This window comes from Tessaracoccus oleiagri (assembly GCF_900103275.1).
In the GTDB taxonomy this organism is placed as follows: Bacteria; Actinomycetota; Actinomycetes; order Propionibacteriales; family Propionibacteriaceae; genus Arachnia; species Arachnia oleiagri.
The window spans coordinates 356370-373257 of the sequence record NZ_FNGP01000003.1 but is presented as its reverse complement, the minus strand read 5'-3'; the positions used below and the strand labels follow the sequence as shown (position 1 = coordinate 373257).

General features: G+C 72.6%; 9 protein-coding genes. 6 read left to right on the top strand and 3 right to left on the bottom strand.

Going from position 1 to position 16888, the window contains the following annotated elements; translation table 11 throughout:
* The first annotated feature begins 1 nt into the window (after position 1).
* Positions 2-5914, top strand: a complete 5913-nt coding sequence (locus BLR46_RS09675; RefSeq protein WP_093251469.1) for a toxin TcdB middle/N-terminal domain-containing protein — start codon at positions 2-4, stop codon at positions 5912-5914.
* Positions 5915-5917: 3 nt separating this feature from the next.
* Here the strand turns inward: BLR46_RS09675 and ilvD are convergent, their stop codons facing one another.
* Entirely contained in the window at positions 5918-7618 is a 1701-nt protein-coding gene (gene ilvD / locus BLR46_RS09670) for a dihydroxy-acid dehydratase (RefSeq protein WP_093251468.1), read from the bottom strand.
* Between the two features lie 58 nt (positions 7619-7676).
* Here ilvD and BLR46_RS09665 point away from each other — a divergent pair, with 58 nt between their 5' ends.
* Positions 7677-8792, top strand: coding sequence for a hypothetical protein (locus BLR46_RS09665; RefSeq protein ID WP_093251467.1), 1116 nt, complete (start codon positions 7677-7679; stop codon positions 8790-8792).
* The gene (locus BLR46_RS09660; RefSeq protein WP_093251464.1) at positions 8789-10318 is read left to right on the top strand and encodes a beta-N-acetylhexosaminidase; all 1530 of its coding nucleotides are present in this window, start codon (positions 8789-8791) and stop codon (positions 10316-10318) included. Before BLR46_RS09665 ends, BLR46_RS09660 begins: the two co-directional genes overlap by 4 nt.
* On the opposite strand, the gene hrpB is transcribed toward BLR46_RS09660, so the two are convergent.
* Positions 10315-12777 carry an ATP-dependent helicase HrpB gene (gene hrpB / locus BLR46_RS09655; protein WP_093251899.1) on the bottom strand — a complete coding sequence of 821 codons (2463 nt, stop codon included), beginning with the start codon at positions 12775-12777 and terminating at the stop codon, positions 10315-10317. The two genes, BLR46_RS09660 and hrpB, sit on opposite strands and share 4 nt — an antisense overlap.
* A 71-nt stretch (positions 12778-12848) precedes the next feature.
* Here hrpB and BLR46_RS09650 point away from each other — a divergent pair, with 71 nt between their 5' ends.
* Positions 12849-14669, top strand: coding sequence for a glycoside hydrolase family 15 protein (locus BLR46_RS09650; RefSeq protein ID WP_218118419.1), 1821 nt, complete (start codon positions 12849-12851; stop codon positions 14667-14669).
* Positions 14670-14693: 24 nt separating this feature from the next.
* On the opposite strand, the gene BLR46_RS09645 is transcribed toward BLR46_RS09650, so the two are convergent.
* Positions 14694-15380, bottom strand: coding sequence for a DUF2786 domain-containing protein (locus BLR46_RS09645; RefSeq protein ID WP_093251459.1), 687 nt, complete (start codon positions 15378-15380; stop codon positions 14694-14696).
* A 294-nt stretch (positions 15381-15674) separates the two neighbouring features.
* On the opposite strand from BLR46_RS09645, the gene BLR46_RS15270 reads away from it, so the two are divergent.
* Positions 15675-15959, top strand: a complete 285-nt coding sequence (locus BLR46_RS15270; RefSeq protein WP_218118418.1) for an IS110 family transposase — start codon at positions 15675-15677, stop codon at positions 15957-15959.
* 42 nt (positions 15960-16001) lie between these two features.
* A complete protein-coding gene (locus BLR46_RS09640) occupies positions 16002-16874 on the top strand; it encodes a transposase (protein ID WP_218118417.1) in 873 nt (290 codons plus the stop codon).
* Positions 16875-16888: the final 14 nt, after the last annotated feature.

The window sequence follows — 16888 nt, the reverse complement described above, 5'->3', positions numbered from 1 at the left end:
CGTGGAAGCCGGCTCCGGTGCCGACGCGACGCTGTTCGGCGCGAGCGGCGGCGGCGCGTTGCGCCCGCTCGGGGATGCGTTCGAGCCGGACCTGCTGCGCGGGACCGGCAACTACTCAGTGCCGCTCGAGGTGCCGCCCGGGCCCGGCGGGATCCGCCCGACCTTGGGGCTGCGATACTCCACGGGCCAGGGCAACGGCCCATACGGGATGGGCTGGCAGCTCTCCGGGCTCCTCACGATCGTCCGGGGCACCGACGGGGGCGTGCCCCGCTATGACCACACCGACACCCTCCTGCTCGGCGGCGACGAGCTCGTCGACGTGGGCGACGGCCGCTGGCGGCCCCGCTCGGACCGCCAGTTCTGGGACATCCGCCGGTCCGGTGACTCCTGGGTGATCCGCACGAAGGAGGGCCGGTCGTTCACGCTGGGCAGCACCCCCGACTCCCGGCTCGAGGACGGCGGACGCGTCTTCGCCTGGTACTGCGACGAGGAGCGAGACGCCGTCGGCAACACGGTCCGCTACACCTATCTCCGCGACGGCGGGCAGCTCTACGTGGCATCCGTGCAATGGGGCATCTTCGAGCTCCGCCTCGTCCACGGCCCGAGGCCGGATGTCTGCACGACCACCCGCCCGGGCTTCCCGGTCACCACGGCGCTGCGCTGCAACCGAGTCGAACGCCATTGCCTGCGCGCGGACCCGCCGTTGGTGGGGCAATGGGACCTCAAGTACGAGGACGCGCCCGTCTCGTCGCTCTCCCTCCTCACCGGCGTCCGCTACTGGGGCATTGGCCCGGAGGGCGAACGCGACCCGCAGCCGCCACTCGGGTTCGCGTACTCGCGCTTCGACGTCGCGCCCGACATCCTGCGGCCCGCCTCCGACGATGCCCTGCTGCCGCTGGGCGAGGACGACGCCGCGCTGGTGGACCTCACCGGCGACGGGCTGCCCGACGTGCTGCAGACCAGCCCCACCGGGCACCGGCTGTGGCGCAACCGGGGCGGCGGCCGGTTCGACCCTGCCCGTAAGATCCCCGATGCACCCGCCGGGTTGCGGCTGGGCCGACCCGGCGTCACCTTCGCGGACCTCACCGGCGACGGCACCGCCGACCTCCTGCAGATCGGAAGCCGCATCAGCCGGCTGGCACGCAACGACGGCGCGGGTGGTTGGCTGCCGGAGGCCCGCGACGTGGGCGCCCAGATGTCGCTCGTGCTGTCGGCCACCGACTCGCGGCTGGTGGACCTCGACGGTGACGGCGTGACCGACATGCTGCAGACCGGTCGGCACGGGTACACGATCTTCCTCGGCGACGGCGAGGGCACCTGGACGGCGCCGGAGTACGTCCGCCGCCGCGAAGGGGACGACTTCCCCTCCGTGCGGTTCGGCACCGAGGGGACCGTGGTGGCCGACTTCGCCGGCGACGGCATGCCGACGATCGGGGAGGTTCGCTCTGGCCTCGTGCGCTACTGGCCGAGCCTCGGCCGGGGCCGGTTCGGGCCGTCGGTGGAGATGGCGAACCCGCCGGTGTTCCCGCGCCCGTTCCGCGGCGCCAACCTGTTCACGGCTGACCTCGACGGCGACGGCACCACCGACCTCCTCTACGTCGACGGCGACCGCATCCTGCTCTGGCTGAACCGGTGCGGGACGGGGTGGAGCGACCCCGTCGAGATCCCCTTCGCCCCGCCGCCCGACGTGGCGACGCTCGAGCTCGTGGACCTGCTGGGCACCGGCAGCCCCGGTCTGCTGTGGGCCGGACAAGGTGGTGGGGCACGGTTCATCGACCTGGGGCTGGCACCGAAGCCGTACCTCCTGACGCGCGTCGACAACGGCTGCGGCGCGAGCACGACGATCCGGTACGCCACCACGTCGCAGCTCCGCAACGGCCGGGGTGCCGCACACCTGGGCGACGCCTGGGGCAGCTTCCAGCCCTTCCCCCTGCAGGTCGTGGAGGAGCTGGAGGACGCCGACTCGATCACGGGAGCCATGGCACGGACGCGGATCAGCTACGAGCGGGGCCACTTCGATCCCGTCGAACGGATCTTCCGCGGCTTCGAGAGCGTCGAGGTGTGGCGGGAGGGCGACGACGCCACGCCGGCGACGATCCGGCGCACCGCGTTCCACCTCGGTGACACCGGCGGCCCGGCTGCGGCCGGTGTCCGGGACCGCACGAGCAGGACCCGGCAGCACGCGCTCGCCGGCAGCACGCTGGCGGTGGACCTGTACGCGCTCGACGGGGACCGGCGCGTCCCGGTCGACTCGGCGACGTTCGAGTGGGACGTCCGCGACGAGGCCTCCGACGCGTCGGGCGTCATCGTCGCGTTCCCGCACCTCGTCTCCGCACACAGCGTGGAGGCCGCCCTCGGCGGCAGGGACCGGCTTGAGGACGCGACCTACACGTACGACGAGTACGGCAACCTCGCGACAAAACACCGTTCACTGCACTTCGCGGGCGGCGGCGCCGAGCACATCACGGTGCAGGAGATCGCCTACGCCGTCGATGAGGCGTCGTGGCGCGTCGGGCTGCCGTCGCGCATCACCACGCGCGACGAGGGCGGGGCCATCCTCGCCGACGAGCGGCTCCAATACGACGGGGAGCCCTTCGTCGGGCTGCCCGGGGGCGAGGTGGGCGCCGGCCTGCTCACCCGGCGGTTGGAACTGGCGCTCGTGGGCGCCGCACTGCCCGACGGCTACGCGGACCGCATCGATCCCGACTGGGGCCTGGTCCGGCTCGGCGACGACTGGTACCGCACGGTGGAGGGGTTCGAGCGCGACGCCTTCGGCAACGTGACCGGTCAACGGGACCCGGGCGGGGCGACCACCCGCATCGAGTACGACGCCGACGGCCAGTTCCCCGTCGCGAGCACCGATGCCCTCGCCAGACGGACCTCCGCGAAATTCGACCCGCGCACCGCCCAGCCCTCGGAGGTCGTGACGCCCGAGGGGCTGCGCACTCGCTACGTGCACACCCCGACCGGGCGGCTCGTCGCGCAGTTCGACACCACCGTCGACGGTGGCGAGGCGCTGACCGCCTTCCACGCGGTGCACCCGCACGACCCCGCCAATCCCGATCGCCCGGCTGAGTCGGTGGTCGTCCTCCCCCACAGGGCGGGGTTCACCGTCGACCAACTGCGGGAGGCCGACCCCGCCACGCTGGCGGACGCGGCGGTGGAGTTCGCGTTCTTCGACGGCCGAGGTACGCAGCTGCAGCGCTCCGCCCCGGCGGCCACCGCCGCCGGCGGATGGGTACTCGGAGGCCGCGCCAGGCGCACGCCCGACGGCAGGCCCGCCGAGGAGTTCCCGAACGAGTTCGCCCCCTCCCCCGGTTACCGGCCCGTCGCGCCCGGGGGCCCCTCGGTCCGCTTCCACTACGACGCGCTGGGCCGGGTCACGCTGTTGCAGCACCCCGACGGCGGCCGGTTCCGCGTCGACTACCTCGGGGACGAGGTCAGGAAGTGGGACGCGGAAACCCCGGATGACGCTGAGCCCACAATCGAGCGCTTCGACGCCAGCGGTGCGCTGGTGGCGGTCGAGACCCCGCTCCCCGACGGGGGCGCTGTCACGCGCTACGACGTCGACCACGCCGGCCGGATCCTCGCCGTCACCGATGCCGAGGGCGCCACCACCACCCGCTACCGCTACGCAGGACCCGGACCGGCGGTGGTGATCAGCGACCCGGCGGCCGGAACGAGGACGTACTGGCGCGACGCCGCGGGCCGGGTGCGCCGCCGCGAGGACTCGCAGGGCCGCGTGCTCGAGACGGCGTACGACGCGGCCGGGCGCGAGCGCGCCGTCGTCGACACCAGCGATCCCGCGTCACCGAGCGTCCTGCGGACGAGCGAGTACGACGGCGCCCGACTGGTCGCGCAGCAGGAGGGTGCGATCCTCACCCGCTACACGCACGACGCGCTGGGCCGCCGGGTGGGCAAGACCGTCGTCTTCGGTCCTGGGGACGAACTGACGCTCATCCATGAGTACGGGTTCCGGGGCGAGGTGTCCGCCACCGTCCAGCCCGACGGGTTCCGGGTCGAGCAGCGCTACCACCGGGACGGGTCGCCGGACGCGGTGACCGGGATCGTGGACGCCGTCGACTACGACGAGCACGGGTTGCCGGCCCTGGTCGACCACGGCGGCGTGGTGGCCCGCTACCGGCACACCCGGGAACAGAAGCGCCTGGTGTCGGCCTCGCTCGAGCTCGGCGACGTGGTGCTGCGTGGTCTGGAGTACGGCTACGACCGCAATGGACTGATCGTCTCCGTGACGGACACCGTCGGCGGCGGCGCGGCACCGGAGGTGACGGGCCATCGCTACTCCTACGACGCGCTGCTCCGGCTGGTGCGCTGGACCCGGCACGAGGGCGGCCCGGAGGCCGCTGAGTCGTCGCGCGTCGACTACTCCTACAACCGGCGCGGGGACCTGCTGCGCTCCGGCGAGACCGGACCCGTGATCTTCGGCATGGGCGGGCCCGACGCACGGCTGCTCACCGCGGTCACCCACGTCGGCGGCACCGACGGGCTGTCGATCGACGCGTCCGGCCGGCTCACCGCGGCCGGCGGCGTCGCCGGCGTCCGGTACGACGCCTGGGACCGGATCGTGGAGATGCGGCTCACCGACGGCAGCCGGGTGCGGCTGGAGTACGACGCCAAGGACCGGAGGCAGCGACGCACGGTGGAACGCTCGGACGGGACCGTCGAGGTCACGAGGTGGGTGGACGGGTACGAAGTCGGTCCGGGCGGGTCCCGGACCACGATCTCGCTCGGGTCGTTGGTGGTGGCGACGCGCGTCGTCGACGGTGCCGGTCAGGAGTCGCTGGCATGGGTGTTCGCCGACCACCTGGGTTCCGTCCTGTGCACCGTCGACCCGGCAGGCACGGTGCTGTCGCAGCAGTCCTTCACACCGTTCGGCCTCCCGCGGGCCACCGGCGCCGAAGGCAGGTACGCCGGCGGCCACCAACCGGAGGGCGGGATGGTCCAGCTCGGCTCGCGCTGGTACCACCCGATGCTCGGCCGGTTCGTGACGCCGGACTGGTACGTCCTCGAGAACCCGGAGGTCGCGCGCCGCCTACCGCAGGCGCTCAACCTGTACAGCTACGCGATCAACAACCCGGTCATGCTGCGGGACCCGTCGGGCAAGTGGTTCGGGCTGGACGACCTCATCGTGGCCGGCGTCGGTTTCGTGGTGGGCTTCGTGACCGGCGTGGTGGTGGGGATCGCCGAGGGGCGCGGATTCTGGGACACCATGCTGCTCGGCCTCGAGGCGGGCCTCCTCGGCGCCGCGGGGGCCTGGCTCGCGTACGCGACCGCCGGACTCGCCCTCGGAGCCCTGGGAGCGGTGGGTCTCGGGGTCGGCTCCGGGGTGGCCACCGGGATCGCGGTCACCGCGGCCGTGTTCGGCGGGCTGAACGGCGTGATCAGCGGTGCGACGCAGATCTACGCGTGGGACTCCTGGACCGGATGGGCCGCGTTCGCGTCGGACTCCACCTGGGGCATCGTCGGCACCAGCTTCGGCGTCCTGCTGCACACGGTGAACCTGTTCTACGGCGGGAGCCGCGACTACCAGTTCCACCTCAGCCGCCGGCAGAACCGGCACGTCTACGACGGCGGGTTCGGTTTCAGCACGTTCGCCTTCACGCAGGGCAACGTGATCAGCAACCTGCGCGGGCGCCACGGCAGCCTGCTCGAGCACGAAACGGCTCACATCCTGCAGAACCGCATCTTCGGGCCCGTGTTCACCGCGACGTACGTCGGCTGGCTCGTCGTGGGCGCCGTGGTGGGATTCCTCATCGGTGTCGGGCTCTGGATCGCCGACGACCAGAGCATCGGCAAATCCATCGAGGACATGGCCTACACCAACAACCCCTGGGAGTCGTGGGCCTACCACGTCGGGGGCTCCCACTCGGGGGGCACGCTGGCCTGGTCGTGAGCCCTACTCGAGGATCGCTCCCTTCGAGGCGGACTGGACCAGCTTGATGTACTTGCCGAGCACACCGGTGCGGAACTGCGGGGGCAGCGGCTGCCAGTCGAGCTTCCGGCGTTCCAGTTCCTCCTCGTCGACGAGCAGGTCGAGCCGCTTTGCGGCCACGTCGAGGCGGATGCGGTCCCCGTCGCGGACGAAGGCGATGGGGCCGGCGTCGACCGCCTCGGGGGCGACGTGCCCGACGCACAGGCCGGTGGTGCCGCCGGAGAAGCGGCCGTCGGTGAGCAGCAGCACGTCCTTGCCCAACCCGGCGCCCTTGATCGCGCCGGTGATCGCGAGCATCTCGCGCATGCCCGGGCCGCCCTTCGGGCCCTCGTAGCGGATCACGACCACGTCGCCCGCGACGATGGTGCCGTCCTCCAGCGCGTCCATGGCGGCCCGCTCGCGCTCGAACACCCTGGCGGTGCCCTCGAACACGTCCGAGTCGAACCCGGCGGACTTCACCACCGCACCCTCGGGCGCGAGCGACCCGCCCAGGATGGTGATGCCGCCGGTGCGGTGGATGGGGTTGTCGAGCGCGCGGAGGATCTTGCCGTCGGGGTCCGGCGGGTTGATGCCCTCGAGGTTCTCTGCGACGGTCTTGCCGGTGACGGTGAGGCAGTCGCCGTGCAGCAGGCCGGCGTCGAGGAGCGCCTTCATCACGACGGGCACGCCGCCCTTCTGGTCGAGGTCGTACATCACGTAGCGGCCGAACGGCTTGAGGTCGCCCAGGTGCGGGACGCGGTCGGCGATGCGGGAGAAGTCGGCGAGGGTGAGGTCCACGTCGGCCTCGTGGGCGATGGCCAGCAGGTGCAGGACCGCGTTGGTGGAGCCGCCGAAGGCCATCACGACCGCGATGGCGTTCTCCAGGGACTCTCGGGTGATGATGTCGCGGGCGGTGATCCCCTGGCGCAGCATCTCGACGACCGCCTCGCCGCTGCGGCGGGCGAACGCGTCGCGGCGGCGGTCGGCCGACGGCGGCGCGGCGGAGCCGGGCAGCGACATCCCCATCGCCTCCGCGACCGACGCCATCGTGTTGGCGGTGTACATGCCGCCGCAGGCGCCCTCGCCGGGGCAGATGGCCCGTTCGATGCGGTCCAGGTCGCCCTGGCTCATCAGTCCGCGGGCGCAGGCGCCGACGGCCTCGAACGCGTCGATGAGCGTGACGTCCTTCTCGGTGCCGTCCTCCAACTGCACCTTGCCCGGCATGATCGTGCCGGCGTAGAGGAACACCGACGCGAGGTCCAGCCTGGCGGCGGCCATCAGCATGCCGGGCAGCGACTTGTCGCAGCCGGCGAGCAGGACCGATCCGTCGAGGCGCTCGGCCTGCATCACGGTCTCGACCGAGTCTGCGATGATGTCGCGCGAGACCAGCGAGTAGTGCATGCCCTGGTGGCCCATGGAGATGCCGTCGGAGACGGAGATGGTGCCGAACTCGAGCGGGTAGCCGCCGCCGGCGTGCACCCCCTCCTTCGCGGCCTGCGCGAGCCGGTCGAGGGAGAGGTTGCAGGGCGTGATCTCGTTCCACGAGCTCGCGATCCCGATCTGCGGCTTGGCCCAGTCGTCGTCGCCCATGCCCACCGCGCGGAGCATGCCCCGCGAGGCAGTGGCCTCGAGCCCGTCGGTGACCTGCCGGCTGCGCGGCTTGATGTCCGGTGCGTCAGTGCTCATGCGCCGAGTCTAGGCATCGGCCCGCGTCATCGCCGGGAGAGCCATAGACTCGCTGACCATGATCGTCGTCCGCGGACACACGCTCGCCGGCATGGCCGCCGCCGCCCGGCTGGCCCGGCTCGGCCACGACGTGACGCTGGTCGGGGACCCGGTGGAACCCCGGATCTTGGACTTCTTCGAGCTGCCCGCCGCCTGGCGCGACGTGTTCAAGAAGACGGGCCGACCCCTTCCCGGCGAGTTCGTCCGCACCCGCACCGAAATGGTGGCCGCGCCCGCGACGACGTATCTGCTGCCGGACGGCGCCGAGCTGCTGCTCCCGGACGGGCGCGGTGCCCAGTTCGCCGCGATCCGCGACCGGTTCGGCGAGCGCGAGGCGGAGCGGTGGCGCGACCTCGTCGACGACCTCGACGAGGTGTGGGCGGCTCTGCGCCGCTTCGGTCTGGAGGCGTCCGACGTGCCGCGCTCGGCCGCGGACCGCCGCAGCCTGTGGTTGGACCGGAGCATCGGCGACGTGGCGGACCGCGCCGGCAGGTTGGCGCCCGTCGTGCTGGCCCAGGCCCACTTCTCGGGCACCGACTCACGCCGTGCCCCCGGGCTGCTGGCCGTCAGGCTCTCGGTGGTGCGCACCTTCGGCCGCCACCAACTCGTCCGCGAGGGCGCGCACCTGCCGGGGAACACGCTCGCGGAGTTGCTCGGGCGACGGCTCGCCGAGCGCGGGGTGGTCGCCGCGTCGGACGCCCACGGGGACCACGAGCTCGACTGCCGCCCGCACCCGCCCCGCACGCTGTTCCGCGGTCCCCGCCCCGCGCTCGTCCCGCACGTCGCCGAGACCGAGGCCGGGTCCGAGGCGGACGTCGTCGACCTCACGGGCCCCGCGCCGGTGCGCACCGTCCGTACGCCGGCCCGGGCGGTCACGCTCGACTACCGCCGTGCCGTCCCCGACCTCGCGGCCGGGCTGGCGCCCGACGACGCGAGGCGGTGGCTGCTGCGCCCGCCGCCCGACGCCACACGCGCGAGCAGCGCCTCGCCGGCGGGCGGTGAGCCCTGGGGGGAACTCCTCAGTGCCGCACTCGCCGTCTACCATCTCCACGAGGCACTCACCGGCGAGGACCCACGCCCCGCCAACAAGGACTTCCGGCTGCCCCGCATCCACCGACCCAAGAAAGCGACATGACGCTCCTCCCCACACCCCGGCACCTCCAGTACACCGACGGCAACCGTCCCCTGCCCCCGCTCCTCACCTGGCACGCCGGCCCCGACGGGGTGGACGCCGTGGCGGTCCTCGAGGAGCGGCTCCGCAGCGCCGTCGGGTTCTGCCGCGTGGCCGCCGCCGAGGACGCGTTCCTGAGCATCCGGTTCGACGGGGCGCTGCCCGCCGAGGGGTACCGCGTCACGGTGGACGAGACCATCGAGGTGGTCGCCGCCGACCGTCGCGGCGCCGGCTGGGCGATCCAGACCCTGCTGCAGCTGCTGCCGGTGCAGGTCCACGGCCCGGGGCCGCTCCAACCTGAGTCGCTGGCCTGGCCGAGGGTCGTCGTCGAGGACGAGCCCCGGTTCGCCTGGCGCGGGTCGATGCTCGACGTGGCGCGCCACTTCCAGCCCGTCGAGTTCGTGCTGCGCTGGCTCGACTCCATGGCCCTGCACAAGCTCAACGTCCTCCACCTGCACCTCACCGACGACCAGGGCTGGCGCCTGCCGGTGCCCGGCTACCCGCGCCTCACGGAGGTGGGCGCCTGGCGGCCGGGAACGGTGCGCGGGCACCAACCTTCCCCGGACCCGGTCCGGCACGAGGACTGCGACGAGCACGACGGCATCCCGCACGGCGGCGCCTACACCGCGGGCGACATCGGGCGCATCGTCGCCCGGGCGCGACAGCTCGGGATCACGGTCGTGCCGGAGGTCGATCTGCCCGGGCACACGGAGGCCGCGGTGGCCGCCTACCCGGAGCTCGGCTCGTGCGACCACGTCCGGCACCCGCGCACCGGCTTCGGCATCTCGCACCACGTGCTCGGCCTCACGCCGCAGACCATGGACTTCTGCGCGACCGTGATCGACACCCTGCTCGAACTCTTCCCCGACTCGCCCATCCACCTCGGCGGCGACGAGGCGCCCGGGGACCACTGGTTCGCCCACGCCGAGACGCGGGCACACCTGGACGCGCTCGGCATCACCACCCCGGCCGAGGCCCAGGCCTGGTTCGAGCAGCAGGTGTGCCGGCGGGTGCTGGACGCGGGGCGACGCGTCGTCGTCTGGGACGAGGTCCTGGAGCACGGCGCACCCGAGGGCGCCACCGTGATGGTCTGGCGCAACTCCCGGTACGTCCGGCAGGCCATCGAGGCCGGCCACGACGCCATCGCCGCCCCCACCGCGCACACCTACTTCGACTACGGCGCCTCGACCGGCGAGCACGAGCCGCTCGCGATCACGGCGCCGCGCACCCTCGAGGAGGTGGGCGAGTACCACCGGCTGTGGCAGGACCTCGACTCACCTCGGCTGCTCGGCGGCCAGTTCCAGCTGTGGTCGGAGTACCTGCGCACCGGGCCGGTGGTCGAGTACTTCGGCTTCCCCCGCGGTGCCGTGATCGCCGAGCAGCTCTGGACGGGCGGAAGCGGTCTCGGCTGCACGCCGGAGGCCCTGGCCACGCCCATGGCCCGGCTCACCGCGATGGGCGTCAACTGGCGCCGGTTCGACGCCGGCTAACGGCCGGAGCGCGTGGTCCCTCGCATCGGGCGGGCGGTGAGCGGGTCCTCCGGCCACGGGTGCTTGGGGTACCGGCCGCGGTTCTCGGCGCGCACCGCGGCGTAGGCGCCCGCCCAGAAGCTGGCCAGGTCCGCGGTCACGGCCAGTGGACGCCCCGCCGGCGAGAGCAGGTGCAGCAGCAGCCGCTCGCGACCGGCGCAGATGGTCGGGGTGGCGGTCCAGCCGAAGCACTCCTGGAGCTTGACCGCGAGCACGACGGGCGCGTCGCTGCCCACCTCGGGATAGTCGAGCCGGACGGCGGATCCGGTGGGGACGGTGATCCGCTCGGGCGCGAGTTCGTCGAGCCGACCTGCCTCCTGCCACGGCAGCAGCCGGCGTAGCGGCGTTGCGAGGTCGGGTACCTTCGCGCCGCCGGCGACGGCCGCGATCTCGGGGGCGAGCCACTCATCGAGGCGTGCGGCGAGGGCGGTCTCTCCGACGTCCGGCCACGGCTCCCCCAGGCTGCGCCGCAGGACCGCGAGCCGGCGACGGAGGCGCGCGGCCTCGTCGCTCCAGCCGAGCACCGCCCCGACGCCGTCCATGAGCAGCGCCTCGCGGAGGGCTCGTTCCGCCTGGCCGCGGTCGGGGCGGACCGGGGTGGCGGTCAGCGTGATGGCGCCGAGCCGACGCGTCGCCCTGGCCCGGACGCGGCCGTCCTCCCAGCGGGTGTCGACCACCTCCTGCAGCAGGTGGGCGCCGGCCTCCATGGCGGCCGCCTCGTCGATGGCGACGGCGGCGCGGACCTGCGACTCGGGCCCAGAGGCGGAGCGCTGCGAGTCCCAGACCGCGAGCCACTCGCCCGCGAGCCGCGAGCCCGGCGGCAGCACGAAACCTGTGCCTGAGGCGCTGGTGTAGGTGCGGTCGGCGCGCCTCCGGCTGATCCACCCGGGGCGGGCGGAGGCGACGAGCCAGGCGACGGCGGCGTCGTCGGGCACCGTCGTGGGCGGCGATGCGGGAGCCTGCCGCTCGAGGCGGGTGGCCTCGTCGCGCCACCGCCTCGCCTGCGGCGTGGAGGCGCGGCGGAGGCTGGCGAGCTCGTGGGCGAGGTCGTCGCCCGCCCGGGTGTCGTCGGAGAGGAACGCGACGATCTCGGCGGCGCGGCGGCTGCCGACCCTGGGAGCGCCGGCGAGCAGGGCGGCGGCCAGCCGCGGTTCGGCGGGGATGGCAGCCACGCGTCGGCCCTCGTCGGTGATCCGCCCTACATCCTCGACCAGCCCGAGTGACTGCAGTTCGGCCTCGGCCCGGTCGACGGCGGCCTGCGGGAGCGGTGTGGGCAGCCCCATCCCGTCGCCGCGGGGAGAGCCCCAGGCGGCGAGCGTGAGGAGGGCGCCGGTGAGGTCGGCGTGCATGACCTCCGGCGTGGAATCGGGCGCCATGCCCGCCCAGTCGTCCGCCGAGAGGCATCGCACGGCGAGGCCCGGCCCGAGGCGGGCGGCGCGGCCGGCGCGCTGCGTGGCCGAGGCCTGCGAGGAGCGCACGGTGACCAGACCGGACACGCCCCGGTTCTGGTCGAAACGGGGTTCGCGGCTCAAGCAGGAGTCGATCACGATCCGCACGCCGGGGACCGTGAGCGAGGACTCGGCGACCGCGGTCGCCACCACGACGCGCGGCCCGGCGGCGTCGTCGAGCGCGGCGTCCTGCCTCCGCGGGTCGAGCCTACCGTGGAGCGGCAGCACCGGCCGACCGAGGTCCGCGAGCCCGGCGACGAGACGGTCCACCTCCCACGCGCCCGGCACGAAGACGAGGGCGGACCGGTCCGGGTGCTCGCGCACCGCCCGGCGGGTGAGGTCCGCGACGTGGTCGAGGAAGCGGAGGCTGGTACCGCGGTGGTCGGTGGCGGGTCCGGCGTGGGGCGCCCAGCGGATCTCGAGCGGGTGGAGCACCGACTCGGCCGCCACCACCTCCGCGCCGCCCAGCAGCGACGCCCAGCGGCGGGCGTCGAGGGTCGCGGACATCGCCACGACCGCCAGGTCGTCGCGGAGCTGCGCGAGTTCGGCCACCATCGCGAGGGCGAGGTCGTCGTCGAGGTGCCGCTCGTGCACCTCGTCCAGCACGACGGCGCCGACGCCGGCGAGGTCGGGGTCCCGAAGCAGGCGTCGCAGCAGGACGCCGGTGGTGACGAACTCGACGCGGGTGGCGCCGGTGGCCGTGGACTCGCCGCGGACGGTGTGGCCGACGGGCGATCCGGGACGCGTGCCGGTCAGGTGCGCCAGCCGCCGGGCGGCGGCCCTCGCCGCGATGCGCCGCGGCTGGGTGACGATGACGCGTCCGTCGACGGCGTCGGCCACCACGGGCGGTACCACCGTCGTCTTGCCGGTGCCGGGTGGGGCTTGAACGACGACGCGGCGGGCCGCGAGCGCGCGGCGGAGGTCGCTGACGTGCCGCGCCAGCGGCAGGGAGGCGAACTCCCCTCGTCGCATCAGATCGGCCGTCAACACGCCCGCCAGTATTCCACCGGGCCGCCTCCGGGCGCCCACCTACGATGGTGGGCGTGAGCACTCCCCTGGAACAGTACGCACTCCTGGCCGATCTGCACACGGCGCCGCTGGTGTCGCTCGAAGGGAGCATCGACTGGCTGTGCCTGCCCCGGTTCGACTCCCCGGCCACGTTCTCGGCGCTCCTCGGCGACCCGGAGAACGGCCGCTGGAAGTTGTCCATCGTCGACGGCGAGGTCGAGTCGAGAAGCTACCGGGACGGCACGTTCGTCCTCGACACCATCTGGCGCACCGAGCACGGACGCGCCAAGGTGACGGACTTCCTGCCGCCGGGCAAGGAGCACGCGGACCTCGTAAGGCTGGTGGAGTGCCTCGAGGGGACCGTCACGGTCGAGCACGACGTGCGCCTCCGCCTCGGCTACGGGTCGGCGACGCCCCTGGTGCGGCCCATCGACGACGGGCTCGTCGTGGTCGCCGGGCCGGACGGCCTGATGCTGACCGGGCCGGGGCTGGACGGCGACGAGCCGCGCACCGAGGTCGGCGACCTGCCGTCGCAGATCTGCGCCCGGGTGGAGCTGTCCGCCGGCGAGAAGGCCGACTGGCACCTCGTGTGGTTCCCCTCGCACCAGGACCTACCCGGGCGCGTCGAGTGCGAGGCTGCGCTGGCCGACGCGGTGGACCGGTGGACCGAGTGGTCGCACAGCTTCGAGATCCGGGGCGACTATGTCGAGCCCGTCCGCCGCTCGTTGCTGGTCCTGCGCGGCCTGACGTACGGGCCCACGGGCGGCATCGTCGCCGCGCCCACCACGTCGCTGCCAGAGGAGTTCGGCGGCTCGCGCAACTGGGACTACCGCTACACCTGGCTGCGCGACGCGTCGCTCACCATCGAGGTGCTCGCCGACCACACCACCCCCGAGAGCGCGCTGCCCTGGCGGAACTGGCTGCTCCGGGCGATCGGCGGGGACGTCCGGGAGCTGCAGATCATGTACGGGATCGCGGGCGAGCGCAGCCTGCCGGAGCTCGAACTCCCGCACCTCTCCGGGTACGAGGACTCGCTGCCGGTGCGGATCGGCAACGGCGCGGTGGAGCAGTACCAGGCCGACGTGGTGGGCGAGGTCATGCTCGCCCTGGCGAAGCTGCGCGACCACGGCCTCGAGGAGGACGAGTACTCCTGGCGCCTCCAGCGGCACCTGCTCGACTACTGCGAGAAGCACCTCCACCGCAAGGACCACGGCATCTGGGAGATGCGCGGCGACGAGCACTTCTTCACCCACGGCCGGGTGATGATGTGGGCGGCCTTCGACCAAGGCGTCCGCGCCGTCCGCGAGTACGGCCTCGAGGGCGACGACGAGCGCTGGGCCCGGTTGCGCGACCAGCTCCGCGAGGAGATCCTCGAGCACGGCTACGACGAGGGCATCCAGTCCTTCACCCAGACCTACGACAACACCGAGGTGGACGCCTCGCTCCTGCAGCTGCCGCACACGGGATTCCTGGCCTACGACGACCCGAGGATGCTGTCGACGGTGGCCCGGATCGAACGGGACCTCGTCGACGACGAGGGGTTCGTCTACCGCTACCGCACCGAGAGCGGGCTCGACGGCCTCGTCGGCCACGAGTACCCGTTCCTGATCTGCACGTTCTGGCTGATCGAGCAGTACGCGATGAGCGGCCGAGAGGAGGAGGGGCGCGCCATGATGGAGAAGCTCCTGTCGATCGCCAGCCCGTTGGGGCTGTTGAGCGAGGAGTACGACCCGTCCACGCGACGGCTCGCCGGCAACTACCCCCAGGCTTTCAGCCACCTCGCGCTCGTGCGCGCGGCGCACGCCCTCTCCTACGAGGACCACGGCCGAACCCCCCGCTCGGGCGCCGGGCGGTAGCCGGCTCCCGACGGTCGGGCCCGGTCAGCCGAGGGCTCCGGCGGTGATGGAGGCCTGCTGCCCGGCGGCCCGGGCCGCGGCGGCGACGTCGGGCCCGTAGAAGGTCCGCCGTCGCGCCCTGCCGAGGCGCGGGTTCAGCCGCGCCAACTCGTCGTGCACCTCCTCGGTGCGCCTGGTCAATGCGAGCTCGAGCCCGGTGGTGGCCGCATCCCGGAACATCGCCTCCAGCCTCGCCGCGACGGTGGCACCGAAGGTGGCCAGGAAGGTGCGCTTCGCCCGTTCCCGGTCCGTGCCGTTCCAGAACTCCGTGCGAGCGAGGTACCGGTTCCAGGCGTGGCGGGCCTGCTCGACGAGGTGCGGCACGTACAGCTCGACGCGGGCGAGGTCGTCGGTGTAGCCAACGCACCACCACCGGTTGGAGCTGCGGTCGATCAGTGCGCGCACGGGGCCGATCCCCATCGCGACCGTGGCCGCGACGAGCTCGGCGAGCAACTTCCCGTTCGTGCCCTCCACCCGGTACGCGCGCTGCTCGATCGGCACCTTCGCCGACTCCCTGGCCTGCTGCTCGGCGCGGGACAGCATCACGTCGTCGATGCCCCACTTGACCATCAACCGTTCCGCGGCCTCGGTGAACGTGTCGCGCTCGGCGTCGTGTTCGGTGGAGGCCGCCTTGGCCAGCAGGGCATTGATCTTCGTCGCGTACTCACTCACAGCAGGGCTCCTGAACGCTCGGGGTCACCACGGAAGGGATGGGTCGGTCACGTTACGGCCCGCCACCGACATACATGATGGGAAGTAGTTCCGGGGAGTCGTGACCCTGCCTCTGACTGGTGCCCTGTTGGGTTACCGACAAACTGATCAGTCCGGCTCCTCGGGGCCCCAAGTGACGGCCGACCGGACATGACTTAATACGAGCCTGAGATCGTTGGAGCGAGTCCTGGTGTATGTCCTGTCTGGCCGGCCCGGCCGCCACTGACCCCACTTCACGCGAAGGGCAACACCATCATGACAAACTTCACCGGGCGTGTCGCCGGGATCGACTCACACAAGGACACCATCCACATCGCGCTGGTCACCCCCCTCGGCGCCGAGATCACCGACAAGGAGTTCCCGACCACCCAAACCGGTTACCGGCTGGCAATCGGCTGGCTCGCCAGCCATGGGCCGGTCGAGGCCGTCGGCGTCGAGGGAACTTCGAGCTACGGCGTCGGCATCAGTGCTGAACTGCGCCGCAACGGATTCCATGTCGTCGAGGTCAACCGGACCCGGGCCGCCGAGCGGCGCAAGTAGGGCAAGACCGACCGGCTCGATGCTTACCGCGCCGCTCGTTCGGTGCTCTCGGGGGAGGCCAGCACCGCCCCCAAACACGACACGATCGAACCGCTACGCGCGGTCACCGTCGCGCGTCGTTCAGCGAACAAGGCCCTGCAGGCCGCGTGGCGCCAGATCGGCAGCATGCTCGTCAACGCCAGCGCGACACTGCGTGACAAGTACCGCGACCTGCCTCGTCAGCAGCTCGTGGAAACCTTGGCGGCCAGCCGGCCCGACCTAATCCGTGACAAGCACGACGCCATCACACTGCGCGCGCTGCGCAGTCTCGCCCGCCGTCACCAGTTCCTGACCGACGAGGTCGAAGACCTCGCCCACGAGCTGGAGCAACTCACCACCAACGCCAACCCCGGTCTGATGGCTCTCAAAGGCGTCGGTCCGGTCACCGGCGCCACCTTGCTCCTGACCGCCGGGGACAACCCCGACCGGTTACGCAGCAGCGCCTCCTTCGCCGCACTCTGCGGCACCACCCCGATCCCCGTCTCCTCCGGCCGAACCCAGCGGCACCGCCTGAGCCGCGGCGGCGACCGCCAAGCGAACTGGGCCCTCCACCAGATCGTCCAGAACCGCATGGTCCACGATCCCCGTACTCGCGACTACCGCGACAAACACCTCGCCAAAGGCTGGACACTCGCCGCGGTCTACCGCTCCCTGAAACGCGCCGTCGCCCGAGAGATCTACCAAGCGCTCCTGGGCCACTGCCCCATCCCGAACTACACCGATTTGCGGCCCGCCCGTCAGGCCAAGAACATCACCCTCACCAACGCCGCACAACACCTCAACGTCTGGCCGGCGACCATCTCCCAACTCGAACTCGGCCAACGCCGCGACGACAAACTCGCCGAGACCTACCGCGAATGGCTCATCGCAGCTTGACGAACCATAGGAGC

What these genes read in the sequence shown, in the direction of transcription:
- ilvD (WP_093251468.1), bottom strand. Translation starts at nt 7,618, where the DNA reads ATGAGCACTGACGCACCGGACATCAAGCCGCGCAGCCGGCAGGTCACC.
- BLR46_RS09665 (WP_093251467.1), top strand. Translation starts at nt 7,677, where the DNA reads ATGATCGTCGTCCGCGGACACACGCTCGCCGGCATGGCCGCCGCCGCC.
- BLR46_RS09660 (WP_093251464.1), top strand. Translation starts at nt 8,789, where the DNA reads ATGACGCTCCTCCCCACACCCCGGCACCTCCAGTACACCGACGGCAAC.
- hrpB (WP_093251899.1), bottom strand. Translation starts at nt 12,777, where the DNA reads ATGCGACGAGGGGAGTTCGCCTCCCTGCCGCTGGCGCGGCACGTCAGC.
- BLR46_RS15270 (WP_218118418.1), top strand. Translation starts at nt 15,675, where the DNA reads ATGACAAACTTCACCGGGCGTGTCGCCGGGATCGACTCACACAAGGAC.